Genomic DNA, 24246 nt, shown 5'->3' with positions numbered 1-24246 from the left:
GACCACGGCGATCGGGCGTACGGCGACGGCGCGGCGGAGGGGAACGGACGGATGACACGGGTCGACCCGATCATGGTGGAGATCGTCGAGGGGACTCTCGCGTCGGTCGAGAAGGAGGTCGAGACGGCGATCGCGCGCACGGCCCGCTCGCCGATGATCCGCGACGCGCACGACTTCCGCGCCGGCATCCACGACGTCCGGCTGCGCAAGCTCACCGGCCGCTCCTACTCCGCCCTCGTCCAGCCGATCGTCCGCGACTTCCCGGTCGCGGAGATGAACCCGGGCGACGTCTTCTTCCACAACGACGTCTACCTGTCCGAGGGCGGCATCGGCCACCTGCCCGACCTGTGCGTCACCGTGCCGGTCTTCCACGACGGCGAGGTGGTCGCGTTCGTGCAGGCGTTCGGCCACCACGACGACATCGGCGGCTCCGTCCCCGGGTCGATGCCGTCCCACGCGCGCAGCGCCTTCGAGGAAGGGCTGATGGTCCCGCCGATCAAGCTGTGGGACCGCGGCGTGCCCAACCGCGCCGCGCTGACGATCATGACGCGGAACTCCCGCATGCCCGACTCCCTGGCCGGCGACCTGGACGCCGAGTGCTCGGCCTGCCTGATGGGCGCCCGGCGCCTCGGCGAGCTGTTCGACCGGTACGGCAGGCAGGCGATCGAGACGTGCTTCGACGCGATCATCTCCAAGACCACCGAGACGTTCCGGCGCGAGCTGCTGGCCAAGATCCCCGAGGGGACGTACGTGTGGGAGGACTACGCCGAGCACGACGGCGTGGACGAGCCCCGCCTGCACGCCCAGCGCATCACGCTCACCGTCGACCACGCCGCCGCCGCGCCGCTGATCATCGACTTCACCGGCACCTCGCCGCAGGCCAAGGGGCCGATCAACCACGCCGGCGACTACGCGGGCGGGGTGTTCCTGAAGAAGTGGCTGGCGCCCGTCCTGCGCAACCTCGCCGACACGCCTGAGCGCATGGCCGAGCTGGACGTCAACGAGGGCGTCGTCCCGCTGATCGAGATGCGGTTCCCCGAGAAGGGCACCCTGCTCACCCCGATCTTCCCGGCGCCGACCAACGCCCGCACCTTCGTCATCCTGCGCCTGCTGGGCGTGCTCGCCGGGGTGCTCGCCAAGGCCACCGGCGGGCGCATGCCCGCCGACCAGGAGACCATCAGGTACACCGGCGTGTACGGCGAGGACCACGACGGCCGTCCGTACCTCATGCGCGAGGTGCTGGGCGGCGGCTCGGGAGGACGCTGGTACGCCGACGGCGAGGACACCATCCACGTCGTGCCCGACTCCCGCAACATCCCCGTGGAGTTCGCCGAGTCCCGCTGGCCGTTCCGCGTCGAACGCCTCGGGCTGGCGCGCGACTCCGGCGGCCCCGGGCTCTACCGGGGCGGCCTGGGCTACGACAAGCACATCCGGATGCTGCGCGACGCCTCCTTTATGTCCATCGCCGACCGGTCGATCCTTGCGTGCTGGGGTGTGAACGGCGGCCGCGCCGGACGCCCGTTCCTGGTCACCGTCGGCGACCAGGAGATGGAGGGCCTGGTGGACGACTTCCCGGTGAAGGCCGGCGAGATCGTCCGCGTCCGCACGACCGGAGGCGGCGGCTGGGGCTCCCCCCTCGACCGCGACCCCGCCCTGGTGGCCGCCGACGTCCGCGACGGCAAGGTCTCCCCGCAAGCCGCGCGCGACGACTACGGCGTAGTCCTCGACAGCCTGGACATCGACGCCGAAGCCACCACCCGCCTCCGCGCCACCCTCAGACCCGCCCACCCCCCGGCCTTCTTCGACCGAGGCCCCGGCTACCCCCTCCTCTCCGGCGGCCCCACCCACGCCCCCGTAGACACCACCCCACCCACATAACCCCGCCCGGCCCTCCGACCGTATAACCACCGCCCGGCTTGGGCGCGCGGCGACGTGCGCTGTTCGCGACCGTGGTGGTCCGCCCTCGGTGGAAACCCCGGTCGTGTCGCCGCCGCTCGGCTTGGGCGCGCGGCGACGTGCGCTGTTCGCGACCGTGGTGGTCCGCCCTCGGTGGAAACCCCGGCCGTGTCGCCGCCGCCCGGCTTGGGCGCGCGGTGATAAGCGACGTTCGCCCACCGCTGACGTCGCCCGCGTGCGTGGTGAAGACCCGGGGGGCGAGATGAACCGCACCGCTTCGGCCGCGCCGGCGCGGCAGCTGTGGACGGTGCTCTGTCGGATGCGTCACCGATGTCCAGCCCCCTCGTGTGCGGCGGGAGGCGGCTCGGGTATCGTTTGCGGTCTCCAGCAATGGACGTCCTTAGGAGGTGAGACCCATCAACGCCAGACCAGGCCGGGTGCTCCCTCCGCGCGGCCGGGTGTCCCACCCGGCTTAGGCGACGGAGGAAAGCGCCCATCGGCATCCCGAAAGGCGCTCATGTCGGTTTCTTCGTCTTCCCTGCCCCCGTCCGTCATCGTCACGAGGCTGCGAGCCGCCGGCTGCGTCTTCGCCGAGGACGAGGCACGCCTGCTCATCAGCACGGCCAGAACCCCGTCCGACCTCGCCGCCATGGTGGACCGCCGGGTAGCCGGCCTCCCCCTGGAACACGTTCTGGGCTGGGCGGAGTTCTGCGGCCTCCGAATATCGGTGGACCCGGGAGTGTTCGTCCCCCGCCCCCGCACCGAACTCCTCGTCCACCAGGCCGCCACCCTCCACCCCGCACCCCCCCTCCACCTGGCCGACGCCCCCCGCCAGGCGCCCGAGAGTGCCGTCCGGGCCACCGCGCCCACCGACCGGTCATCCGCTGGGATCGTCCGAGCCACACATCCCGCCGACCGGTCGCCCGAGGCTGTCCTCGGGTCCGCCGATCCAGTGGACCGGCCGTCGCCGGGGGGCGTCCGGGCCACAGCCCCCACCGGCTGGCCATCCACGGGAGACGATCGGGCCACCGCCCCCACCGGCTGGCCATCCGCGGGGGACGATCGGGCCGACGACCGCGCTTACCGGTCGTCGGCGGGGGTCATCCGGGCCGCCGCCCCCGCGGACCGGTCGTCCGCGGGGGCGCGGAGGATGGTCGTCGTCGACCTGTGCTGCGGCTCGGGCGCGGTGGGCGCGGCGCTGGTCGCGGTCCTCGGCGATGCCGAGTTGCACGCCGTCGACATCGACCCGGCCGCGGTGCGCTGCGCCCGTCGTAACGTCGAGGCCAGGGGCGGGCGCGTATACGAAGGCGACCTCTACGAGCCGCTCCCCGCCACCCTGCGCGGCCGCGTCGACATCCTGACGGCCAACGTCCCCTACGTGCCCACCGAGGAGCTCGCCCTACTCCCTTCGGAGGCCCGTGTCCACGAACCCCGCGTAGCCCTGGACGGAGGCACCGACGGCCTCGACGTCCTACGCCGCGTCACCGGCGCCGCCCCCCTCTGGCTGGCCCCCGGCGGCTCCCTCCTGGTGGAGACCAGCGACCGCCAAGTCCCGGCCGCCATCCAAGCCTTCACCCGCAACGGCCTCATCCCGCGCGTAGCCACCTCAGACGATCTCGACGCCACCGTCATCATCGGCACCCGACCCACCCACCAGAACCCCCCGGGCAAGTGAGGCGCCAACCGACCACCTAACGCCGCCGCGCCCCGTCCGACCAGGTAGCCCAGGTAGCCCAGGTAGCCCAGGCAGGCCAGGCAGGCCCTGCCCGGTGTGCCACGGCTTCGAGGCACGTCGCCGACGAAAGGGAAGAGCTGTCAGGCGGGGCCCGGATGGACACCGCGTCAGCCGGCCGGTTCGGCGAAGGGCAGCGGACAGCCCGGCTCACCGGCGCAGGCCACCAGGTCGTCGCAGCCGGCATCCAGCGCCTGACGCAGGGTGCCGGCGATGACTGTCAGCTCCGCGATCCTGGCCTCGACGTCGGCGAGCTTGCGCCGCGCCCGCGTCCGCAGCCCGGCGTCCCCCCGCCCACGACGGTGAGCACGAAGCCGATCGCCGGCCTCCAGCAACTCGGCGACCTCCTCCAACGTGAACCCCAGCCGCTGCGCCGCCTTGATCACCCGCAACACCGTAACGGCCTGCCGCGGATACAGCCGATGCCCCCCAGAACTCCGCTCCGGCTCCGCCAGCAACCCCCGCCGCTCGTAATACCGCAACGTCTGCGCACTCACCCCCGCCGCCGCCGCAAGCTGCCCACTACGCAACCGCGTCACAAGGGCCTCCCCGCCGACACCATCGCGCGTTCCTGTAGAGCGTCCAACACGCTGACGTTCCGCTCGGGCACTCCCACCTCCAGCCCCAGACGCTCACCGCTGATGGTGAGGGTGAAGACGAAGAAGGAGCAGCAGCCGCTCTCCCGTGCCATCAACTCGGCCGTGGCCGCCGCGACCGCAGGGCTGAACGCGAGCTCGAGTCGTAAGCGGTCAGCTCCCACCCGGTCCACAACCCGCACAGATCGCGCGAAGAGAGCGTCGAACTCCGCCAGGCGTAATGGCCGTCGGTCGGCGGACAACGTACACGTGCTCGGTACCCACCCGTGCTCAAGGCTGCTCTTGCTCCCGTCCATGCTCCGACGGTAAACCTGGACCCTGGTACCGGATGCAAGCCCCAGAGCGGCCGATCCCCATTGGACCGCTCACATGACTCCGGTGGGCACGCATCGCACTGGGCGGTCCGACGGGCATGGCAACCCAGTCGCCGGATCGGCATCTACCGTCCTCCAACTGGACGGTCCAGAGCGAACCAGACGACGCACCGCGGACTCTCCTCGAAGAAGCCCCATCGGCTGGACAGAGCGCGCAGCAGGCGCACGCCGCGCCCCGACTCGGTGAGGTCACCGCGCTCGGCGTGGCGGCACACGCACGGGGACGTCTCCGCCCCCTCGTCGATCACCTCGATCTGGACGCCACCGTCCCCGTCCACGATCAGCACGACTCCCACAGCGGCCGACCGAGTGTGCACCACGGAGTTGGTGAACGTCTCGGAGAGCAGCAGGACGGCGTCGTCCGTGCATGAGTGGCCGGCGAGCAGCTTCCGCAGCCATCGCCGTGCCTCCGCCACGGCCGCCTCGGTAGCCGGAAAGGCCGCCCTCTCCACGAGCCCTCCCCGCTGGGTGTCGTCCATCGTGTCGTCGTACATCCGGTCACACGTCCTTCTCGGAAAAGGCGGCTCTCGTGGTCGAAAGCGATGCGCGTATCCCGCGCCGGCTGACCACTGGTCCCACGTGCCGAACGTAGAGGGGCGGATACGGTCCTGAGCAGCGTTCATCCGTGGCCCGAACGGTCGCGGATGTGCCCCGCACGCGTCGTAGGCCTGTCCTGGCCGGTCATGGACGGCAAAGCAGGGCGCTACGGGCTCTGGGACACCTACTGTGAGAGTCGGCAACGCGGAGTAATCGATTGATTGCGGAGGTGGCCCCCGTGTCCAGCCGGCACACCCTGCTGAAGGCTCTCCTTCAAAAGCGTCACCAAGAGACGCACAGAGCCTTCTGCTGGGAGTACGACAAGGTGGCCCGGAGCATCGACCGGAACCTCATCGGATCGTCTCCCAGCAGGGAGGCGTTCGGACGCTGGCTGAAAGGAGACCTCAAAACCAAGCCGCGTCCCGACCACTGCCGCGTTTTGGAACGCATGTTCCCCGGCCACACCGTTGCGGAACTGCTCGCCCCGTACGACCCTGGAAGAAAGGCCCCAGGCGCTGCCGACACGCGCCTCAACTTTCCGGAGGCGACAACGAACCGACGAGAAGTCTTCCACCTCGGCGCCGCCGCCATGGCCCTGACCCTGACCGAAACCCTCACCCGAGGCCCCGACCTCCTCGAGCAAGCTTTTGACTCGACGACAGTGGGAGCGAACCGCCTGTCGTACTTGGAGACCGAGGCTGATCGTCTAGGCCGGCAGGTCGAAAAGGTTCAGCCCGCGAGCCTGCTGCCCGAGCTGGCGCTACATTTGGCCGGTATCCGGGAACTCCTCGCGCAACGGCAGCCCATAGCGGCGCAGCGACGTCTGGCGATGATCGGCTCCAAGCTCTCCATCGTCGTGGGAGAGGTTCTGTTCAGCGGCAACCACTTCACTTTGGCCAATCGTTGGTGGATGGCTGCGGCACGTGCGGCCGATGAGGCAGGGGCCCGGCATCTTAGTGATCTTGCGCTGACGAGTGCCGCACTGGCGCCGACGTATTCCGGCAATCCCCGAGGGGTTTTAGCCCTGGTGACACCCCGGCTCGAACAGGCCACAGGGGCTACGCCGGCTCTCGCGTGGCTCTGGGGACTGGCCGCACTTGCACACGCTAACCTCGGCGACCGCGCCGCGTTCGAACGGGCGATCAACAGCTCTCGGATCACGCTTGATCGATGTGCACCCGATTCTGTACACCCTGGGATTCTGTCGTTCCAACCAGAGCGACACGCGTTCTACGAGGCGCGTGGGCGCGCAGACCTGGGCGATGTTCTCGGTGCCGGGGCGGCGACAAATCGTGCCCTGGCAGTGTATGACCCGACTGTTTCCAGTGACCCGGCTCTCGTTCGTTTCGCCCACGCCACGGCTCTCGCCAAAGCTTATGAGATCGAGGAGGCCTGCCGAATCGCAACGGCGGCCGTACGCGACCCCCACACGCTTCCGGTCATCAGTGTCGTCGTGCGCGCCCATGAGTTCGACAGGTTGCTCGCTCGGTCCGGCTCCGCGACGGTGGAATGGAGAGAGGCGCTCGCGGATCTACGTGCGCCAGACCCGGAAGTACTGCTGGGGAGCTATCCCTTCCGGGCCAGGTCGAGCGACGCGATGGCATGATCCCCACGACGCGCGCCGGGTGGGGCACACCCACCAGTTAGGACCAACCGCTCAAACCGGCTGCCACTGTACGGGAGACCTTGCGTGGAGTCGTGCTCAACGCATCTTCTAACTCTGCTAGGACATGCTGTGTCACTATCTTGATCCGTGCTCTACGGCCGTTCAGTTCCTCTCCGAAAGCGCGCGCCGTCGGTCCGACCCACACTGCTCTTCCGCCGAAGTGCGCAGCGACGGGATCAAGGGCGGTCTCCAGCACATGAAGATGCGCGCGGACGGCCGCAAGCGCTGCCTCCAACTCCAGGTACCTGGGGTTCGGTACCAGATCGTCGTCGATCGGCAACGCCGACCTCCTGCCGGGATGAGTACAGCTGAGCACATGGATACTAGATGCACACTGGTTCTGTCTGAGATTATGAAGGCGAAAGCCTGGTTTCGGCCAGACGTGGAGGCGAAGATTGTGCGAACTGCGCTCAGGTCCAGACCATTCAAACGTAGTCTCGTCTGGCCGCTGATGCTGGTGCTCCTGCCCATGGCTGGCTGCACGACCGATCAGGGGCCTACTGCTGCACAAGCCGGTCAGACGTTGAAAAAACATGTTCTTCGTGTGCTAGAAGAGCGTAACGCCCAGAATGTCAGAATAGTGGACCCCGGGGGTAAAAATATCCCGTGTGCTGACGGTAAATACAGGCAGACCTTTGCGGCGACTGGAAACGACCTGCCTGAGCGAAATGCTGAAACCCTTCGGTCGATGCTCCTTGGCACCGTAAGCCATTTGGCGTCATACCGGATCGTAGGTTCCGGTGACATGAGCAGCCCGATAAGGGTAGCTGATGAATCGTTGAAGGTGGCGCTCACTTTGGACTCGCCATCCAGTGGCATATATGCCATAGCCGGTGAAACGACTTGCTTGGCCTCTTCTTGAGGTGCTATTGTTTGAAATGTGTTGATCGTGCTCGCGCGTGACTCTTGTGGCCGTCGAAGTTCGCGGCAAAGTCGTCCGCAATGCTCGCGAAGCTTCGCTTGGCCTTTCCCAGGCCATTTTCGATGAGCCAGGATTCGAAGCTTCGCAAGGCATCTGAATCTTGTGCGATCTCAGGAAATGGGCGAAGCTTTCCGTTCTGCGTAGCTATGAGGTTTCGAGGATGACTGCTCGACTGGTAGTCGTGCGCAGGTACGTTGGGTGAGAAGCCGCCATCCATGAGCAACTGCGCGATTGCGTGACGGCGGCCGAGTGTTTCCAGATCATCGAACTCCTCAACCTTGTCCGCCTCCTTCTTCTTCTCTGGCTTCAGAGTGTCTGCGGTGGACCAGACGGCACCTAGGGTGGTCCACGCAAGGGCTCCGGCGGGTGGCACAACCAGGCCCACAACACCTAATGCGTTTCCTGATCCCCAACTGAACATCTTTCCGGTGCGTTCCGTCGCTTCGTCCTTGGCTGTGGCTATCGTTTCCTCGGCGGCGAGCTGCAGGCCGCGTACGTTGCCTAGCGCGGCGAATACTTCGTCCAGTCGGGTCGTGTCTTCTTCTTTCAGCATGGCGGGAACGCCCTCGGCTACCAGGCGGCGGGTCAGATTGCCCATGCCTTCGGTGAAGGGTAGCTGGTTCGCCTCGCCGTCGGCGAAGGTCTTGATGAAACGATAGGTGTCTTCCGGGCTCAAGCGGAATGCGGGCTTCAGGCCAGGAATTGAGGAGTTCACATCTCCGAAAGCACTGGGCAGCAGTTGGTTCTCGTCGCCCAGGTCGGCGCCCTCAGCGATCTCCGTGGCGTAGGCACCCGCGATCTCCGCCAGATGTACCCGGGTTGCCGCCGCGACCTCTAGATCATTGATTACGGTCATAACCGTGAAGGCGTACATGGCGGCCTGTTTGCTGTGTTCGCCGTCCTTCTCGTCGTAGGCGCCGGAGATGGCCGCAAGCATGCGCCCGAACGCGTCAGCCTCGCCGTCGGTGGCGTATGGATGGGTGGTTCGCGAGCTGAGTTCCTTGATGAAATGGGTCAACTTCGCCTGATCGCCACTGGTTACAGCTGAGATCGCCAGCCGCGCAGCCGCCGGATTGTTGCCTAGGGCGTAGAGGAAGCCCGGGTTCACTTTGCGGGGCTCAGCCAATCCCCGTGCCAGTACCGCCTGTGACAACCATTCGGTGGGAAATGCTCCTGCGCTCAGCAACAGGCTCATGCCGAACCGCTGGGGGCCTGACAAGGCCGGCCCGGTCAGTGCGTCTTTGATGGCGGAGAATCCTGGCGCGGGTGAGCTTGCCGATACAGCCGTCGCGAAGGCGTGACTCGCTGCGCCGATGACCTCATCGTCGGGGCGCGGCGCTGCCAGGGTGGCCTCGCCCGGCGGGCCGAGGTTCTGCCGCAGCATCACAGGCAACTGGAGCGTCCCTTCCAGACCGAGCGCCGCGTAGAAGGCGGTCGTGAAAGCTGGGTCGTTGGCGTGGGCGGCCAGTTTCTCGACGATCGCCTGGTATCTCTCTTTCAGGCCTGAATTCCAGATGGCGTCCGGGTCGAGCCGCTTGTACTCCGCGGCGAGTTGACGGCCGAGGCGCTGTGCCTCGGTGGCCGGGAGAAGAGCGGTCTCGTCGTAGGAGGTGAGGGCGCCCAAGGCGGCGGGGGACCAGGTGGGGAGGGCGGCGGTTCTACGAGCCACATCGTTGCGGCGGCGGAGGTCCGGGAGGTGTTCGTCGATCCAGCGTTCCACCTCGCCTATCGGGGCCAGGGACGTCGCCGGGACGCCGTTGGCGGCGAACAGGCGACGTATGGCTTCGGTGCGTTCGCCGATGACACCGCGGGCTCGGCTCATCTCGGAGATCAGAGTGTCCATCAGGTCCGGGTCGATGCCCGTGAAGTCGGGCGACAGCGGCCCTGTCCCCGGTGGCACTGTGGTCACGCGGTTCTCGCCCCCTCCGGCACACCGATACGCCAGCTCACCAACGTAACCCAAAGCGAGCTACCGATGACTCCGAACCCATCAAAGGGACGCCGGCCCATGCTCTCGTCAGCTGAGACAGTCGGCGCAGCGCCGTTCAGCGCGGCATGAAGCGGGATGTCAAAGGCTGCGCCGAGCGGTCGGATCGGTGTCGAGGGTGTGGTCGTTGAGGTCGGCTTGGTGGCCGGCTGTTTGGCCGGTGGTGTAGCCGTCTGCGTCGAGGGGGGTGGTGCGGGCTCTTCTCAGGCCGGGGAAGCGGCGGGTGAACTCGGCTTGGACCAGGGGGGTGCGGTCGAGGAGGACGAGTTCGGCGCTGGTGCCCTTCACCTGGGCGGTCATCTCGGTTACGCGGGCGCGGAGCTTGGCCGAGACTCCGGAGCCGAAGCCCACGTAGAAGGCGCGGCGGAAGTCGGCGGTGGCGCGGGCGCGGTGGTCCTTGGCGGTCAGGTGGGCCAGTCGGGTGGCGGTGAAGCGGCGCAGGGCGGGGGCGACCTGGTTCTCCATCTGCAGGGTGAGGGAGGGCAGGAGGACGCGCAGGCTGTCGAGCACGGGTTCGGGGCCGATGACGGTCATCGTGACGTGCTTGGCGCCGCGGATGCCGCGGCCCTTGACGCCGGTCCAGCGCTGGGCGCCCTTGCAGCCGAGGGCGTCGCAGATCAGGTGCAGGGCCCAGCAGCGCTCGCGGGCGTGCCCGCCGCGGTTGGAGACCTCGAACTCGATGCCGTCGATGTGTTCCGCGCGCCCGGTGGCGCCGCGCCTGACGGCGGAGGCGACCAGGCCGTACCTGAGCATCAGCGCGGCCGCGTGCGCGGAGGCGAGCGCTGCCTCCTCCTCGCCCGTGTTCGGGTGCTCCGCCAGGTCGAGCAGCCTCCGGACCCGCTCGGTGATCTTGCCGGGGGTGCCGCCCGTACCGCGGGTCAACCGGACCGCCGACGCCGTCGCGCCGCCTCGCGGAACCGGCGGGCCGGGGCCGGGGCGGGATGGAGGCGGAGGGGCGCACGGGTGCGGGCCGGAAGGGTGGGGGCCGCACGAAGGGGCACGCTGACCTCTTCTTTCTCTCAGGTCTCAGGAGTGGTCCCAACCTAGTGGACGGCGGGGGCGGGCGCCGGATGGGGCATTACCGATTCTGACGGGTTCGGTTAACGTAGTTTGGGTGACTTGCGGTCAAGATCACTTATGTCGTGATAGGTCACGCCGTGGCGCTTCGATGAAGGGGGTCCATGCACCCGTCTGCTGAGACGTCGCGGCCTGGCGGGCACGTCTGGCGGGCGAGCGCTGACGAGCGGCGAACGGCCGCACCGGCATGACGCGCTCGTCGCGGGGCGGCGGTCGCGGAACCGCGGTGCGGGCGCCGGGCGGGTCGAGGCGTGACGCCGTCGCGGCGGAGCGGTAGTGGCGGAATGGGGGCGTCACCGCAGGATGGTCCACGGGCCATGGCGGTGTCGCGGCGGGGCGGGGGGCGTTTCGTGACGGCGTCGTCGAAGGCTGGACCGGTTTCGTCCGGGGGATTCTTCCGTCACATCGGGCTTCTCTACCGGGATGAGGAGCACTACGCACGGGCGTGCGCGGGATGGCTCGCACCTGCGCTGGAGCGTCGGGAGCCCGTGCTCGTGGTCGTGCCGGGGGACGGCGGCGAGCGCATCCGCGCGGAGCTCGGGCCCCGGAGCGGCGGTGTGCGGTTCGCGGACATGGCGGTCGAAGGGCGCAACCCCGCCCGCATCATCCCGGCCGTGCTGCTGGCCTTCGCCGCCGGGCATCCGGGCCGTCGAGTGTGGATCATCGGGGAGCCGGTGTGGAAGGGGCGCAGCGACCTCGCGTACCCGCCCTGCGTGGTGCACGAGGCCCTGATCAACCTCGCCTTCGCCGGACACGACGCCGCGCTCCTGTGCCCTTACGACACCTCGCGGCTCACCGAGCAGGCGATCGCCGACGCGGCCCGCACCCATCCGCTGCTGGGGGACGGGGCCGCCGTCTGGGACAGCCCGTCGTACACCGACCCGCTGGAGGCCGCCGCCCTGTTCGACCGGCCGCTTCCCGCGCCGCCCGAGCACGCCGCGACGCACCGGTTCTCGGGGGTCGGCATGCTTCCGGTGCTCAGGAGCTTCACGGCCGCCCGGGCGCGGGCCGCCGGACTGGACGACGACCGGGTCACCGAGGTGCTCATCGCGGTGAACGAGCTGGCCACCAACACCGCCGAATACACCGGCGCGCCCGGGACGCTGTCGGTGTGGACCGAGGACGGCGCTCTGGTGTGCCAGATAGACGACACCGGGCACATCTCCGACCCGCTGGCGGGACGGCTCCCGGCGGACGACGGCGCGGGCCGGGGCCGCGGCCTGCTGATCGTGAACGAGCTGGCCGATCTGACGCGTGTCCACCACCATGCCGCCGGCATGTCCACCCGCCTGTACTTCGACCTGCCCCTCACCGTGTGACGGTGCGGCGGCCGTCGTGCCGGAACGTCCCCCGGCCGCGCTCTGACCTGCCCGCCGCCCCGTGGCGGTCGGCGAATCGTCGCGTCGTCCGGTGGTCGTGCCGGCCGGTGCGGGGCGCGCCGGTGGGCTGGGAAGGCGAGCTATAGGGAGCGGTCATCAAACGTCACTCGTTGTCCTGTTTTATCGCTGGCGTGCACTTTGTGTGATTGATAAGCGGCGTTGGGGGTAGCCGTCTCTGTGAAACAGTGACCGAGGAACGGTGGTGGAGAGATGGCGACCATGATCGACCGCATCAAGCTCTACTTTCGCAGCCCCAAGGGGCAGCAGCATGTGGCGCGCGCCAAGACGATGGCTCGCGACCCGCGCAACCAGCAGAGGCTGCGCCAGTTGATGGACCGGCTGCGCTCGCGCCGCACGCACTGAGCCACGGGCGCCCGCCCGCCGCCGGAGGCCACCACCCGCGTGGGTGACGGGCCGGGGTGGACGGACCGGCCGCCCCGGGATGAGACGGGCGGCCGGGTGGGGTGGGGAACCGGGGTGTCGAGCGACGGCCGGAACCTGGCAGGCTTGCGGGTGGAGGGCGGAGCGCCACCGGCGCGGCTCTCCCCGACCCGTGGAGGCTGACCTTGCAGGGACCTCTCAGCGACATCGTCGTCCTCGACCTTTCCCGCGCACTCGCCGGACCGCACGGCACCCAGATGCTCGGCGACCTCGGCGCGCTGGTGATCAAGGTGGAGCATCCCGGCGGCGGTGACGAGTCGCGCGGCTGGGGTCCGCCGTTCGCCGGCCCCGACGGCGACATCTCCACGTACTTCCTGGCGGCCAACCGCAACAAGAGGTCGATCACCCTCGATCTGAAGACCGAGGAGGGGGCCGCGCTGCTCACCCGTCTGGTCCGGCAGAGCGACGTGCTGGTGGAGAACTTCCGCACCGGCGTGCTCGACCGGCTCGGCTTCCCCGTGGAGCGGCTGCACGAGCTGAACCCGCGCCTGGTGGTCCTGTCGATCACCGGCTTCGGCCACGACGGCCCCGAAGGCGGCCGGCCCGGGTACGACCAGATCGCCCAGGGCGAGGCCGGCCTGATGAGCCTCACCGGCCCCTCGCCCGACGAGCCCTACCGCGTGGGCGCCTCCATCGCCGACCTGCTCGCGGGCATCCACGGCGCGTACGGCGTGCTCGCAGCCCTGTACGAGAGGGAGCGCACCGGCCGGGGGAAGGTCGTGCGCACCTCCCTGCTGGCCTCGGTGGTCGGCGTGCACTCCTATCACGGCACGGCCTGGACGGTCGGCGGCAAGGTCCCCGGGGCCAACGGCAACCACCACGCCTCCATCGCGCCCTACGGCGCCTTCCGCTGCGCCGACGGCATCATCCAGATCGCGGCCGCCAACGACGCCCAGTGGCGCAGGCTGGCCCCGCTGCTCGGCATCGACCCCGAGGCCCCCGAGTACGCCGTCAACAGGCAGCGGTTCGCCCACCGCGACGAGCTGGTCGCCGACATGGAGAAGGCCCTGACCCGCCACGACCGCGCGCACTGGCTGGCCGAGCTGTCCCGCCTGGGCATCCCGGCGGGCGCGGTCCGCACCCTCGACGAGGTGTACGCCTGGGAGCAGACGCGGTCGCAGAACCTCGTGGTCACCGTCGACCACCCGGTGCTGGGCACCGTCGAGCTGCCGGGCTCGCCGCTGCGGTTCGACGGCGAGCCGCCCGCCGAGCACAGGGCACCCCCCGAGCTGGGCGCGGACGACCAGGCCGTGCTCGACTGGCTGGCGAAGCGGGAGGCGTGACGGTGCCGGTGCTCCGCCAGCGGGCCGGGGGCGGCGCCACCCGCGCCGGTGGCGGGCGGGCGGGCCGTGCTCGACCGGCCGGCGAAGCGGGAGGCGTGCCGGTGCCGGGGCTCCGTCGGCGTGCCGGGTGCGGCGGGGGCCGCCGATGAGGCCGGAGCGCCCCGACGCGCGCACGCTCATCGGCACGGTGCTCGACGCCGGGTCGTGGAAGTCCTGGGACGAGCCGGTCGAGGACGCCGCGGCGCCGGGCTCGCCGTACGCGCAGGAGCTGGCCGCCGCCCGCGCCAAGACCGGGTACGACGAGTCGGTGGTCACCGGCGAGGGGTTCCTCGGCGGGCGGCGCGTGGCGGTCATGGCGTGTGAGTTCAGCTTCCTGGCCGGCTCCATCGGGGTGGCGGCGGCCGAGCGCCTGGTGCGCGCCGTCGAGCGCGCGACGGCCGAGGGGCTGCCGCTGCTGGCCGCGCCCGCCTCGGGCGGCACGCGGATGCAGGAAGGGGCCCTCGCCTTCGTCCAGATGGTGAAGATCAGCGCCGCGGTGTCCACCCACCGCGCCGCCGGGCTGCCGTACATCGTCTACCTGCGGCACCCGACGACCGGCGGGGTGTTCGCCTCGTGGGGCTCGCTCGGCCACGTCACCGCCGCGGAGCCCGGCGCGCTGATCGGCTTCCTGGGCCCCCGGGTGTACGAGTCGCTGCACGGCCACCCGTTCCCCGAGGGCGTCCAGACGGCGGAGAACCTGTTCCGGCGCGGTCTCGTCGACGCCGTGGTGTCGGCGGGCGACGCGCGCGAGGTCGCGATCCGCGTCCTGGCGGTGCTGTGCGCGCCCGGCGAGGCCGAGGACGCGCCGCGGCCCGGGCCGGGGACGCCGGAGCCGGCGCCGGGCGAACGCGCGGCGGCGGGGCACGGCGGCTCCCCGGCCGAGGGGGTCGCCGTCGGCGCGTGGGAGGCGATCACGCGGTCGCGGCGCGACGATCGGCCGGGGGTGCGGGCGCTGCTCAGGCTGGGCGCGCGCGACGTCACCCCGCTGAACGGCACCGGCGAGGGGGAGAACGACCCCGGCGTGCTGCTCGCGCTCGCGCGGTTCGGGGCGGCTCCCGCCGTCGTGATCGGGCAGGACAGGCGCCGGCGGCGTGACGGCGGCAAGCTCGGCCCCGCGGGCCTGCGGGTGGCGCGCAGGGGCATGCAGCTCGCCTCGGAGCTGCGACTGCCGCTGGTCACCGTCGTGGACACCGGCGGGGCGGCGCTGTCGAAGCCGGCCGAGGAGGGCGGGCTCGCCGCCGAGATCGCCCGCTCGCTGGCCGACCTGGTGATGCTGGACGCGCCCACCGTGTGCCTGCTGCTCGGCGAGGGCGCCGGCGGTGCGGCGCTGGCGCTGCTGCCCGCCGACCGGGTGCTGTGCGCCCAGCACGGCTGGCTGTCCCCGCTCCCGCCCGAGGGCGCCTCGGTGATCCTCTACCGGACCACCGAGTTCGCGGCCGAGATCGCCGCCGCCCAGGGCGTCGGCGCGTCCGACCTGCGGCGCTCCGGCATCGTCGACCGCATCGTGCCGGAGTTTCCGGACGCCGCCTACGAGCCCGAGGCGTTCTGCGCGCGGGTCGCCGGCGCGCTGGAGGAGGAGATCACCGCGCTGACGCGCCGCCCGCCCGGCGACCGCCTGGCCGCGCGCGTCGCCCGCTACAGGGCGCTCGGCGCGGCCGGCTGACCCGGCCGGGCCGGACGGCAGGGGATGGGGACCCGCTCGACGCGGATGCTGTGCACCTCCTCGTGCGGGACCACCACCTCGTAGGCGCCGTGGTCGACCATCCAGTAGCCCAGCGCCTCGGCCTTCAGCCCGCTGTGGCCGGTGTAGGCGATGTGCAGGCCGTCGTCGTCCTCGTCGAGCACCACGCAGGGCTCACCGCCGAACGCGCCCACCGTGCGCAGCAGCACCAGCCACTCGAGCTCCTCGCGGCGGACCTGCCGCCACCAGTAGCCGCCGGCGCTGCCGAACCCCTCGCGGGACTCCTCGCTGAACAGGATGACGTCGTCGGGGCCGGGGCCCAGCGCGGCGGCGTAGGTCTGCTCCGCCTGGTGGGCGATGAAGCCGAGGCCCACGGGTTCGATGGGGCTCATGCCGCGGGCCGCCAGGTGAGCCCGTCGTAGTCGGCGAACCGCCGCTCGCCCCGCTCGGTCACGTGCTGGATCTCCGCTCCGGCCGGGATGGGCATCGGCGTCGTGTGGAACTGGGGCACCACGTGCTGGCGCGAGGTGGTGAAGCCGTTGCCCGCGAACGGCGGCGAATCGTTCCAATCTCCGCCCATGTGGGCGCCGTAGGGGACGACATAGGCATCGATGTCGCGCGAATGCCACCGCATGACGTACAGCTCGGGAACCGACGGTGTCAGCTCCGAGCCCTCGAACGCGAGGTCGAGGGCCGAGACGAGCTGCTCGGGGCTGGACAGCCGCGAGCAGTCTTGAACCCGGTAGACGTACCCGGAGATGACCGTGCGCTGCCCCGAGAGATAGGGCACGAGCAGCCGGGGCGGAATGACCTTCTGCATCGGGGTTCCGGGCGCCAGCTCACTCACAACCGGTAGTTTACGATCTGCCGACCTCGGCGATCGGCCCGCCCGGAGAAATATCCTCGCCCCGGCAGATATCAGGGCGCCGGTGCGCCAGGCTGGGCAGCGTCGCGCGCGCCCGCACGGTCTCGGCCTGGTCGACCTCCACCACCTGGACGCCGGCCGCCGGGCCGAGGTCCGCGCGCACCACGCCCATCGGGTCGACGAGCATGCTCCTGCCCACGCCGAAGCCGTCGCGGGCCTCGGGGCTGGGCGCCTGCCCCACGGCGACCGTCCACATGGTGTTCTCGATGGCCCGGGCCTTGACCAGCGTGTGCCAGTGCTCCTCCTTCAGCGGGCCCGAGCCCCACGCCGCGATCACCACGAAGGTGTCGGCCCCCCGGTCGACCAGGGCGCGCGCCAGCTCGGGGAAGCGGATGTCATAGCAGGTGACCAGGCCAAGCCGCAGGCCCTCCAGCTCGACGACGACCGGGGTGTCGCCCGGCGCGACCAGGTCGGACTCGCGGGCGCCGAAGGAGTCGAACAGGTGGATCTTCCGGTACGCGGCCCGCAGCCGGCCGCGCCGGTCGAGGGCGACCGCGGTGTTGTACACCCGTTCGCCGGCCGGCTCGAAGGTGCCGAGCACGACGGCCACCTCGTGCGTGCGCGCGGCGTCGGCGACGGCGGTCACGAAGGGGCCGTCGAGCGGCTCGGCCGACTCGGCGATCCCCTCGCCGAACCGGCTCAGCGTGGCCTCGGGGAAGACGGCGAGCGCCGCGCCCCGGGAGGCGGCCCGCCCGATGGCGTCGCGCACGCGTTCGAGGTTGGTCTTGGGGTCGGCGGAGACCGGGATCTGGCACAGGGCGATGCGGGTCACGGCTCAAGCGTAAGGCCCGGGCCCGCGGCGCACCGGCGGTCTACCCCGCGGGCGGCACGACCTTCTCACCGGCCGGAGCGGCGGGCGCGCGGCGGTTGGGGACGATCTCCCCCCAGGTGGCGCACCGCCACGCCCACTCCAGGGGCCCGTACCGGTGCCGGGCGAGCCACCAGCAGGCCAGGCCCGCCTGCGCCGCCGCGATGAGCACGCCGGCGACCAGCGCGCCGACGCGGGTGGGGTCGCGGACCAGGAGCGGCAGCGCGGCCATGATCAGCAGCGTGCCCGACAGGTAGGCGGTGACCGCCACCCGCCCGAGCGACTCCAGGACGGCGAAGGAGCCGGGACGCAGCCGCAGCAGCAGGAGCAGCCCGGCGCAGTACGCCACGGCCGCGGCCAGACCGGCCAGCGAGTAGAGGCTCAGCGCGTACGGGAAGGCGGCGAACTGCGCGGGACGCGCGTACAGGTACTCCCACAGCGCGGTGAGCCCCACGGCGAGCACCGTTGCGACCACGAACACGGGCGGCAGGGCCCGCCGCGGCGGGCGGAACCGGGCCGCGGCCATGCCGAGCACGCACAGCCCGGGGACCAGCCAGATGCCGCCCGCGTGGGCCAGCACCGCCCAAACCGTGCCCGCCGCCCCCGCCGCCGCCACGACCCACCGGGGCAGGTAGGAGAGCGGCAGCAGCAGGACCGCGCCGGTCAGCGCGTACGGCAGCAGCACCTCGCCGGGGTTGACGAACTGGTGCGCCAGCCCGAGGCAGGCCAGGACGGCGAGCCTGCGCAGCATGACCACGCTCGGGTACGGCGTGCGCTCGGCGGCCGAGCGCATGAAGAGCCAGAAGCTCACGCCGAACAGGAAGGAGAAGATCGGGTAGAACCTGCTCTGCATGAGGTTCTCGACGATCCAGTCGGGCGCCGTGGCGCTCTCCCGCTCGACGTGCTCGACGGTGAGCTGCCAGGTGTTGACCAGCATGATGCCGCACACGGCGAAGCCGCGCACGACGTCGAGCTCGCGTACCCGGCTCACCCGCCGCGGCCCGGGCGTCGGGGGCCGGGGGCGGGCGCGGGCCTGGCGGTCATCCGACGAGGGTAGCGTGTCGTGGTTCGCTAGGATGTCCGGCGTGAACGAGCCTCTGGTCGCACGCATGCGCGAGTTCGGCACGACGGTGTTCGCGGAGATGACGGCCCTGGCGGTGCGCACCGGGTCGATCAACCTCGGGCAGGGTTTCCCCGACACCGACGGGCCCGAGGGCATGCTGGAGCGGGCGGTGGAGGCGATCCGCGCCGGGGTCAACCAGTACCCGCCGGGTCCCGGCGTCCCCGAGCTGCGGCAGGCGGTCTGCGAGCACCGCAAGGAGCACTACGGGCTCCTGTACGACCCCGACGGCGAGGTGCTGGTCACCGTGGGCGCCACCGAGGCGCTGGCGGCCTCGGTGCTGGCGCTGTGCGAGCCGGGCGACGAGGTCGTCGTCTTCGAGCCCTACTACGACTCCTACGCCGCCGCCATCGCGCTGGCCGGGGCCGTGCGCCGGCCGGTGACGCTGCGCCCCGACGGCGGCAGGTTCACCTTCGACCCCGGCGAGCTGCGCGCGGCGGTGGGCCCCCGCACCCGGGCCGTCATGGTGAACTCCCCGCACAACCCCACGGGCACCGTGTTCACCCGCGAGGAGCTGTCGGCGATCGCCGCCGTCTGCCAGGAGCGCGACCTGGTCGCGATCAGCGACGAGGTGTACGAGCACCTCGTCTACGACGGGGTCGAGCACGTTCCCCTCGCCTCGCTCCCCGGCATGCGCGAGCGCACGATCATGATCTCCTCGGTGGGCAAGACGTTCTCGGTGACCGGCTGGAAGACCGGCTGGCTCTGCGCGCCCGCGGAGCTGGTGTCCGCGGTCCAGCGCGTCAAGCAGTACCTCACCTTCACCTCCGGCGGGCCCTGGCAGCTCGCGGCGGCGTACGCGCTGCGCCACGAGCTCGGCTGGGTGGAAGGGCTGCGCGCGGCGCTCGCCGGCAAGCGCGACCGCCTGATCGCGGGCTTGGACGCTGCCGGGTTCACCACCTTCCGGCCTGCGGGCACGTACTTCGTGCAGGCCGACATCCGGCCGCTCGGCCTCACCGACGGCATGGAGCTGACCAGGCGGCTGCCCGAGCTGATCGGCGTGGTCGCCGTCCCGACCCAGGTGTTCTACGACCGCCCCGAGCAGGGCAGGCGGTTCATCCGCTTCGCGTTCTGCAAGCGGGACGAGATCATCGACGAGGCCGTGGGCCGCCTCGCCGGCCTGCGCCGGGAAATCGGCTGACAACCCTGTGTAAATAGTCATACACTCACCGTGCCGAAGCCGACCGGTACCGCACGCGCACCGTGGAGGGTATGACCATGACGCTTCGCCTCAGCGAGGAGCACCTCAAGGCCCTGCGCCTGCGCGCCGACAAGGAGGGGCGCAGCGTCCAGCAGGTGGTGCACGCCGCCGTGGAGGAGTACATCGCCCGCCACGACGCCGACGAGGAGGTGCGCCGCCTCGGCTCCACCGCCGCGTGCCGCTGGCGGCCGGTCCTCGACCGGCTCGGCGATTGACGCGGGGCGCGCCCGCGACGCGCTACCTGACGGCCGGGCAGGTCGTGGAGCTGGCCGGGCTGGTCCTCGGCGCCGCCCCGCGGCTGCGTGACCCCGGCCTGCTCGAGTCGGCCGTGCACCGGCCGCAGGCGTCGATGTTCGGCCACGAGGCGTACGGCGACGTGATGGTCAAGGCGGCGGCGCTGCTGCAGTCGCTGGCCGTGCACCGGCCGTTCGCCACCGGCGGCGCGAAGACCGCCTGGATCTGCACGGTGGTGTTCCTGGCCTACAACGGCGTCGAGCTCGACACCGGCGACGACGCCGCGCACGACCTGGTCACCGCCGTCGCCCGCGGCCGGTACGCCGAGCTGGACGAGATCGCCCGGGTGCTGCGCAGCTTCACCGCCCTGGTGTGACGGCCGCGCCGGTGTGACGGCCACGTGGCCGGGAGCGGTCTGGCGCTGGCGAGACTTTCCGAAGAAACGGGGGTTCGTGGGCAATGATGGCCCATGAGCGGGACGTCCCGGCTGGATAGCTTCGCATCGTGGGTGAACGGGTGCTGATCGCTCTGGGCGGCAACGCCATGACCGGGCCGGACGGCGACGCCTCGCCGGCGGTCCAGCGGCGGGCGGTCGAGCGCGCGATGACCCACGTCACCGCCCTGATCGCCGCCGGCCACCGGGTCGTGCTGACCCACGGCAACGGCCCCCAGGTGGGCAACCTGCTGCTGAAGAACCAGATCGCGGCGGCGGTGGTGCCGCCCGTGCCGCTCGACTGGTGCGGCGCGCAGACGCAGGCCACGATCGGCGTCCTGATCCTCAACGCGCTCGGCCCGCGCACGGCCGTCGTGGTCACCCGCACGCTCGTCGACGCCGCCGACCCGGCCTTCCGCGACCCCGTCAAGCCCATCGGCCGCTACTTCGCCGAGGCCGAGGCCCGCCGCTTCCAGGCGCTGGGCGAGACCTGGCGGGAGTTCCCCGGCAGGGGGTGGCGGCGCGTCGTCGCCTCGCCCCGGCCACTGGAGATCCTGGACGCCCCCGCGGCCCTCGCCCTCATGGCGGCGGGCTACACGGTGGTCGTCGCCGGGGGCGGGGGAGTGCCGGTCGTCCGGCGGGACGACGGGTCGTTCACCGGCGTCGAGGCCGTCGTCGACAAGGACGCCGCCGCGTCGGTGCTGGCCCGCGCCGTCGAGGCGACGGTGCTCGTCATCGCGACCGACGTGCCGGCGGCCGTCGCCGGGTTCGGCACGCCCGCCGCGCGCCCCATCGGCCGGACGACGGCCGCGCGGATGCGTGAGCTGCAGGCGGCCGGGCACTTCGCCAGTGGCAGCATGGGCCCCAAGGTCGCGGCGGCCCTGGAGTTCGCCGCCGAGGGGGGCCGGGCCGTCATCACCTCGCTGGAACACCTCGGCGAGGCGCTGACCGGCGGCGCGGGCACCGTCGTGGAGGGGTGACCCCCGCACGGCCACGCCGGGGACGGCCGCCCACCCGGGCTTTCATTCGTGACGACTTTGGAGGTAGCTGACATGCCGGATCCGATCGAGGTGCGCAAGGTCGCCATCGAGAGCGTCACCGACGCGTCGGGGCTCGCCGCGCTCATCGACGAGGGGGTGATCGAGGCCGACCGCGTGCTCGCCGTCATCGGCAAGACCGAGGGGAACGGCGGCGTCAACGACTACACCCGCATCCTCGCCGACCGGGCCTTCCGCGAGGTGCTGCTGAACAAGGGGACGCGCACCCCGGAGGAGGTCGCGCAGGTGCCGCTGGTGTGGTCGGGCGGCACCGACGGCGTGCTGAGCCCGCACGCCACGATCTTCGCCTCCGTGGACCCGGCGCGGGTGGAGCCGTCGGACGAGCCGCGCGTCTCGGTGGGCGTGGCGATGAGCGAGGTCATCCTGCCCGAGGACATCGGGCGCCCGGCGATGGTGGAGAAGGTCGCCGCCGGGGTGCGCGAGGCCATGAAGATCGCCGGCATCGAGGACCCCGCCGACGTCCACTACGTGCAGACCAAGACCCCGCTGCTGACCCTCGCCACCATCACCGACGCCAGGTCGCGCGGCCAGGACGTCGTGATCGAGGACACCGGCCCCTCGATGGACATCTCCAACTCCACCACCGCCCTCGGCATCGCGGTGGCGCTCGGCGAGATCGAGACCCCCCGGGCCGACCAGATCCACCGCGACCTGTCGCTGTACTCGGCGGTCGCGTCCTGCTCCTCCGGGGTCGAGCTCGACCGGGCGCAGATCGTCGTGGTCGGCAACGTGCGCGGCATCGGCGGCCGGTACCGCATCGGGCACAGCGTCATGAAGGACGCCCTGGACGCCGACGGCATCTGGGAGGCCATCAGGGCCAGCGGCATCGAGCTGCCCGACCGGCCGCACCCGAGCGACCTCGGCGGCAGGCTCGTCAACGTCTTCATGAAATGCGAGGCCGACCCGAGCGGGCGGGTGCGCGGGCGCAGGAACATCATGCTCGACGACTCCGACGTGCACTGGCACCGGCAGATCAAGGCCACGGTCGGCGGCGTGGCGGCCAGCGTCACCGGCGACCCGGCCGTGTTCGTCTCCGTCGCCGCCGTGCACCAGGGCCCCTCCGGCGGCGGCCCCGTCGCCGCCATCGCCGACCTCGGCTGACCCGCGAGGCGCCGGCCCGGGGCCGGCGGCACACCCGCGGAAAACCTCCAAGGGGCGATGGGCGGCACCACCGGCGTCGCCGGTGTGGGAGGCGGGCCGCCCCCGCGCCGCAGGAGCGACTTGGCCGGTCCGGCCCTGGCCGACCCGCCGGCCCGGTCGTGGGTGGACGGCGGGCGTGGGTCGTGAAGTGTGGCGGCGGGTAAGCTCCCGGGTCGTGCCAGCCATTCCGCGCCCGCCCGTGCCCGACGACGACGGCGCCGCCGATCCGTCGGTGGCCTCGGCGCTCGCCGCCTACGCCGCCGGGGAGGCCGACGCGGCGGTCGTGGCGTCGGCGCTCGGCGCGGCGCGCCTGCTGGTCCCCGTCGTGGCGGTGCTCACGGCGTCGGAGACCGGGGAGCACGGGCTGCGGCGCGACAAGGAGAGCGAGATGGCGCTGCCGGTGCTGGTAGGCGCCGACGGCCGCAAGGCGGTGCCCGCGTTCACCGGGTCGGCCTCCATGCGGCTCTGGCGCGCGGACGCCCGTCCTATCCAGGCGCGCACCCCGCAGGTGTGCGGGGCGGCGCTCGGCGAGGACGCCGCCGCCGTGGTGCTCGACGTCGCCGGTCCCGTCCCGTTCGTCATCGAGGGCGCCCTGCTGCACGCGCTGGCCGCCACGGGCGACGTCGCCGGGCCCGAAGGCGTCCAGGCGCTGCTGCGCGGCCTCGCCCAGCACGCCGACGTCACCGTCGCCCGGGTGCCTCCCCCCAAGCGCGGCCTCTTCCACCGCCTGCGCCGGGGCAGCCGCTGACCCTTCGTCACGGGGGACCCGCCATAGGGCGGTGCGGGCTTCCCCTTCGTCGGAATCGACGGCGCGCGCCCGGGGGACCGGCATGGGTGTCGCTGACGACCGTCCGGACGGCTGAGGGCGGTCGCTCGCGCGACGGTGGGCTGTGGGCCGGGTCCCTGGAGGGCTGCGCCGGAGGCGCCATGTCACGGCGGCGGCCTGTCGTCTCGCCGCGACCGCGGCTCACGGGCGGACGCTGACAGTCCTGCGTTCCCGGGGTCGGCGGGGGGTGGGTTGGTTAGGGTCGGCGGGTGGGGTTCATCGTCGTCGCGGCCGCCGTCCTGGGGGTGGTCGCCGGCGCCTGGGCCCGGCGGCTGGCCGGTGGGTTCGGGCCGGAGGGCGGGACACGCGAGGAGCGCCGCGCGGAGGCCCGCGAGGCGTTCCGGCGGTCGGCGCGCGGGCCGCGGTGGGCGTGGCCGCCGGTGGCCGAGGTGGCCGGCGGCGCCGTGTGCGCGCTGCTGGCCTGGAGGTTCGCCGGGACGCCATGGCTCGCCGCCTGGCTGTACGCGGCGGTCGCCGGGTGCGCGCTCGCGATGATCGACTGGCGCACCCGCCGGCTGCCCGACGTCCTGACGCTGCCGTCCTACCCCGTGCTGGCCGCCCTGCTGCTGCCCACCGGGCGCCTGGCGGACGGGCTGCTGGGCGCGCTGGCCCTGGGCGGCGCCTACGCCGTCCTGTGGTTCGCCCGGCCGGAGGCGCTCGGCCTCGGTGACGTCAAGCTGGCCGGCCTGGCGGGGCTGCTGGCCGGCACGCTCGGGCTGGACGCCTGGCTCGTCGCCGCCCTGGGCGGGCAGTTACTCGGCGCGCTGTACGCCGTCGGCCTGCTGGCCACCCGGCGCGGCACGCTGCGCACCCAGTTCCCGCTCGGCCCGTTCATCCTGCTCGCCACCCTGGCCGCCGCCTGGCGCTGAAGCTCACGTCGCGCCGGGTGCT

General features: G+C 71.7%; 22 protein-coding genes and 2 pseudogenes. 15 read left to right on the top strand and 9 right to left on the bottom strand.

Translation table 11 applies throughout. The features are described 5' to 3' along the window. Positions 1 to 51: 51 nt before the first annotated feature. From PYR91_RS02070 to PYR91_RS02060, 3 genes and pseudogenes are all read left to right on the top strand, one after another. Positions 52 to 1878 (top strand): hydantoinase B/oxoprolinase family protein, encoded by a 1827-nt coding sequence (locus PYR91_RS02070; protein WP_279777378.1) that lies wholly within the window; start codon positions 52 to 54, stop codon positions 1876 to 1878. A 535-nt stretch (positions 1879 to 2413) separates the two neighbouring features. Further along, positions 2414 to 2680, top strand: a pseudogene (locus PYR91_RS02065) (putative protein N(5)-glutamine methyltransferase); the annotation flags it as partial. A 369-nt stretch (positions 2681 to 3049) separates the two neighbouring features. Further along, a pseudogene (locus tag PYR91_RS02060) lies at positions 3050 to 3571 on the top strand (putative protein N(5)-glutamine methyltransferase); the annotation flags it as partial. Positions 3572 to 3738: 167 nt separating this feature from the next. On the opposite strand, the gene PYR91_RS02055 reads toward PYR91_RS02060, so the two are convergent. The 3 genes from PYR91_RS02055 to PYR91_RS02045 all read right to left on the bottom strand — a co-directional run bounded on the left by PYR91_RS02055 (position 3739) and on the right by PYR91_RS02045 (position 5092). Beyond that, positions 3739 to 4167: a MerR family transcriptional regulator gene (locus PYR91_RS02055; protein ID WP_279777297.1), complete on the bottom strand. Its 429-nt coding sequence runs from the start codon at positions 4165 to 4167 to the stop codon at positions 3739 to 3741. Beyond that, positions 4164 to 4520: a hypothetical protein gene (locus PYR91_RS02050; RefSeq protein ID WP_279777296.1), complete on the bottom strand. Its 357-nt coding sequence runs from the start codon at positions 4518 to 4520 to the stop codon at positions 4164 to 4166. Before PYR91_RS02050 ends, PYR91_RS02055 begins: the two co-directional genes overlap by 4 nt. Before the next feature lie 143 nt (positions 4521 to 4663). Further along, on the bottom strand, positions 4664 to 5092 hold the full coding sequence (locus PYR91_RS02045) for an ATP-binding protein (RefSeq protein WP_279777295.1): 429 nt from the start codon (positions 5090 to 5092) through the stop codon (positions 4664 to 4666). Between the two features lie 281 nt (positions 5093 to 5373). Between PYR91_RS02045 and PYR91_RS02040 the strand changes: the two genes are divergently transcribed. Further along, complete coding sequence (locus PYR91_RS02040) at positions 5374 to 6741, top strand: hypothetical protein (RefSeq protein ID WP_279777294.1); 1368 nt, start codon at positions 5374 to 5376, stop codon at positions 6739 to 6741. A 926-nt stretch (positions 6742 to 7667) separates the two neighbouring features. Here PYR91_RS02040 and PYR91_RS02035 read toward each other — a convergent pair. Together PYR91_RS02035 and PYR91_RS02030 are read right to left on the bottom strand one after the other, a co-directional pair. Continuing rightward, positions 7668 to 9632 carry a DUF6571 family protein gene (locus PYR91_RS02035; RefSeq protein ID WP_279777293.1) on the bottom strand — a complete coding sequence of 655 codons (1965 nt, stop codon included), beginning with the start codon at positions 9630 to 9632 and terminating at the stop codon, positions 7668 to 7670. A 159-nt stretch (positions 9633 to 9791) separates the two neighbouring features. After that, positions 9792 to 10592, bottom strand: coding sequence for a DUF2786 domain-containing protein (locus tag PYR91_RS02030; protein WP_279777292.1), 801 nt, complete (start codon positions 10590 to 10592; stop codon positions 9792 to 9794). Positions 10593 to 11071: 479 nt separating this feature from the next. On the opposite strand from PYR91_RS02030, the gene PYR91_RS02025 reads away from it, so the two are divergent. The 4 genes from PYR91_RS02025 to PYR91_RS02010 all read left to right on the top strand — a co-directional run bounded on the left by PYR91_RS02025 (position 11072) and on the right by PYR91_RS02010 (position 15592). Continuing rightward, positions 11072 to 12106 carry a sensor histidine kinase gene (locus PYR91_RS02025; RefSeq protein ID WP_347942822.1) on the top strand — a complete coding sequence of 345 codons (1035 nt, stop codon included), beginning with the start codon at positions 11072 to 11074 and terminating at the stop codon, positions 12104 to 12106. A 279-nt stretch (positions 12107 to 12385) separates the two neighbouring features. After that, a complete protein-coding gene (locus PYR91_RS02020; protein WP_279777290.1) occupies positions 12386 to 12529 on the top strand; it encodes a hypothetical protein in 144 nt (47 codons plus the stop codon). A gap of 203 nt (positions 12530 to 12732) precedes the next feature. Then, the gene (locus tag PYR91_RS02015) at positions 12733 to 13890 is read left to right on the top strand and encodes a CoA transferase (RefSeq protein WP_279777289.1); all 1158 of its coding nucleotides are present in this window, start codon (positions 12733 to 12735) and stop codon (positions 13888 to 13890) included. Between the two features lie 145 nt (positions 13891 to 14035). Beyond that, positions 14036 to 15592 (top strand): carboxyl transferase domain-containing protein, encoded by a 1557-nt coding sequence (locus PYR91_RS02010; protein WP_279777288.1) that lies wholly within the window; start codon positions 14036 to 14038, stop codon positions 15590 to 15592. On the opposite strand, the gene PYR91_RS02005 is transcribed toward PYR91_RS02010, so the two are convergent. The 4 genes from PYR91_RS02005 to PYR91_RS01990 are packed head-to-tail and all read right to left on the bottom strand — an operon-like array spanning position 15565 to position 18334. Then, on the bottom strand, positions 15565 to 16002 hold the full coding sequence (locus tag PYR91_RS02005) for a hypothetical protein (protein WP_279777287.1): 438 nt from the start codon (positions 16000 to 16002) through the stop codon (positions 15565 to 15567). The two genes, PYR91_RS02010 and PYR91_RS02005, sit on opposite strands and share 28 nt — an antisense overlap. After that, positions 15999 to 16457, bottom strand: coding sequence for a hypothetical protein (locus tag PYR91_RS02000; RefSeq protein ID WP_279777286.1), 459 nt, complete (start codon positions 16455 to 16457; stop codon positions 15999 to 16001). Before PYR91_RS02000 ends, PYR91_RS02005 begins: the two co-directional genes overlap by 4 nt. A gap of 10 nt (positions 16458 to 16467) precedes the next feature. Further along, positions 16468 to 17307 (bottom strand): carbon-nitrogen hydrolase family protein, encoded by an 840-nt coding sequence (locus PYR91_RS01995; RefSeq protein WP_279777285.1) that lies wholly within the window; start codon positions 17305 to 17307, stop codon positions 16468 to 16470. A 40-nt stretch (positions 17308 to 17347) separates the two neighbouring features. Further along, complete coding sequence (locus PYR91_RS01990; RefSeq protein WP_279777284.1) at positions 17348 to 18334, bottom strand: DUF418 domain-containing protein; 987 nt, start codon at positions 18332 to 18334, stop codon at positions 17348 to 17350. 85 nt (positions 18335 to 18419) lie between these two features. Between PYR91_RS01990 and PYR91_RS01985 the strand changes: the two genes are divergently transcribed. From PYR91_RS01985 to PYR91_RS01955, 7 genes are all read left to right on the top strand, one after another. Beyond that, complete coding sequence (locus PYR91_RS01985; protein ID WP_279777283.1) at positions 18420 to 19604, top strand: pyridoxal phosphate-dependent aminotransferase; 1185 nt, start codon at positions 18420 to 18422, stop codon at positions 19602 to 19604. A 71-nt stretch (positions 19605 to 19675) separates the two neighbouring features. Beyond that, positions 19676 to 19879, top strand: a complete 204-nt coding sequence (locus PYR91_RS01980; RefSeq protein WP_279777282.1) for a CopG family transcriptional regulator — start codon at positions 19676 to 19678, stop codon at positions 19877 to 19879. Continuing rightward, entirely contained in the window at positions 19876 to 20274 is a 399-nt protein-coding gene (locus PYR91_RS01975) for a Fic family protein (RefSeq protein ID WP_279777281.1), read from the top strand. Before PYR91_RS01980 ends, PYR91_RS01975 begins: the two co-directional genes overlap by 4 nt. A gap of 167 nt (positions 20275 to 20441) precedes the next feature. Continuing rightward, positions 20442 to 21311: a carbamate kinase gene (locus tag PYR91_RS01970; protein ID WP_279777377.1), complete on the top strand. Its 870-nt coding sequence runs from the start codon at positions 20442 to 20444 to the stop codon at positions 21309 to 21311. Positions 21312 to 21383: 72 nt separating this feature from the next. Next, the gene (locus tag PYR91_RS01965) at positions 21384 to 22490 is read left to right on the top strand and encodes a ring-opening amidohydrolase (RefSeq protein WP_279777280.1); all 1107 of its coding nucleotides are present in this window, start codon (positions 21384 to 21386) and stop codon (positions 22488 to 22490) included. Between the two features lie 214 nt (positions 22491 to 22704). After that, the gene (locus PYR91_RS01960; RefSeq protein WP_279777279.1) at positions 22705 to 23277 is read left to right on the top strand and encodes an SseB family protein; all 573 of its coding nucleotides are present in this window, start codon (positions 22705 to 22707) and stop codon (positions 23275 to 23277) included. A gap of 287 nt (positions 23278 to 23564) precedes the next feature. Further along, a complete protein-coding gene (locus PYR91_RS01955) occupies positions 23565 to 24224 on the top strand; it encodes an A24 family peptidase (protein WP_279777278.1) in 660 nt (219 codons plus the stop codon). The last annotated feature ends 22 nt before the right edge of the window (positions 24225 to 24246 follow it).

It is taken from the genome of Sphaerisporangium sp. TRM90804, from assembly GCF_029846175.1.
Lineage (GTDB): Bacteria > Actinomycetota > Actinomycetes > Streptosporangiales > Streptosporangiaceae > Sphaerisporangium.
The sequence above is the reverse complement of the archived record's forward strand: the minus strand, read 5'-3'. Positions and strand labels throughout refer to the sequence as shown.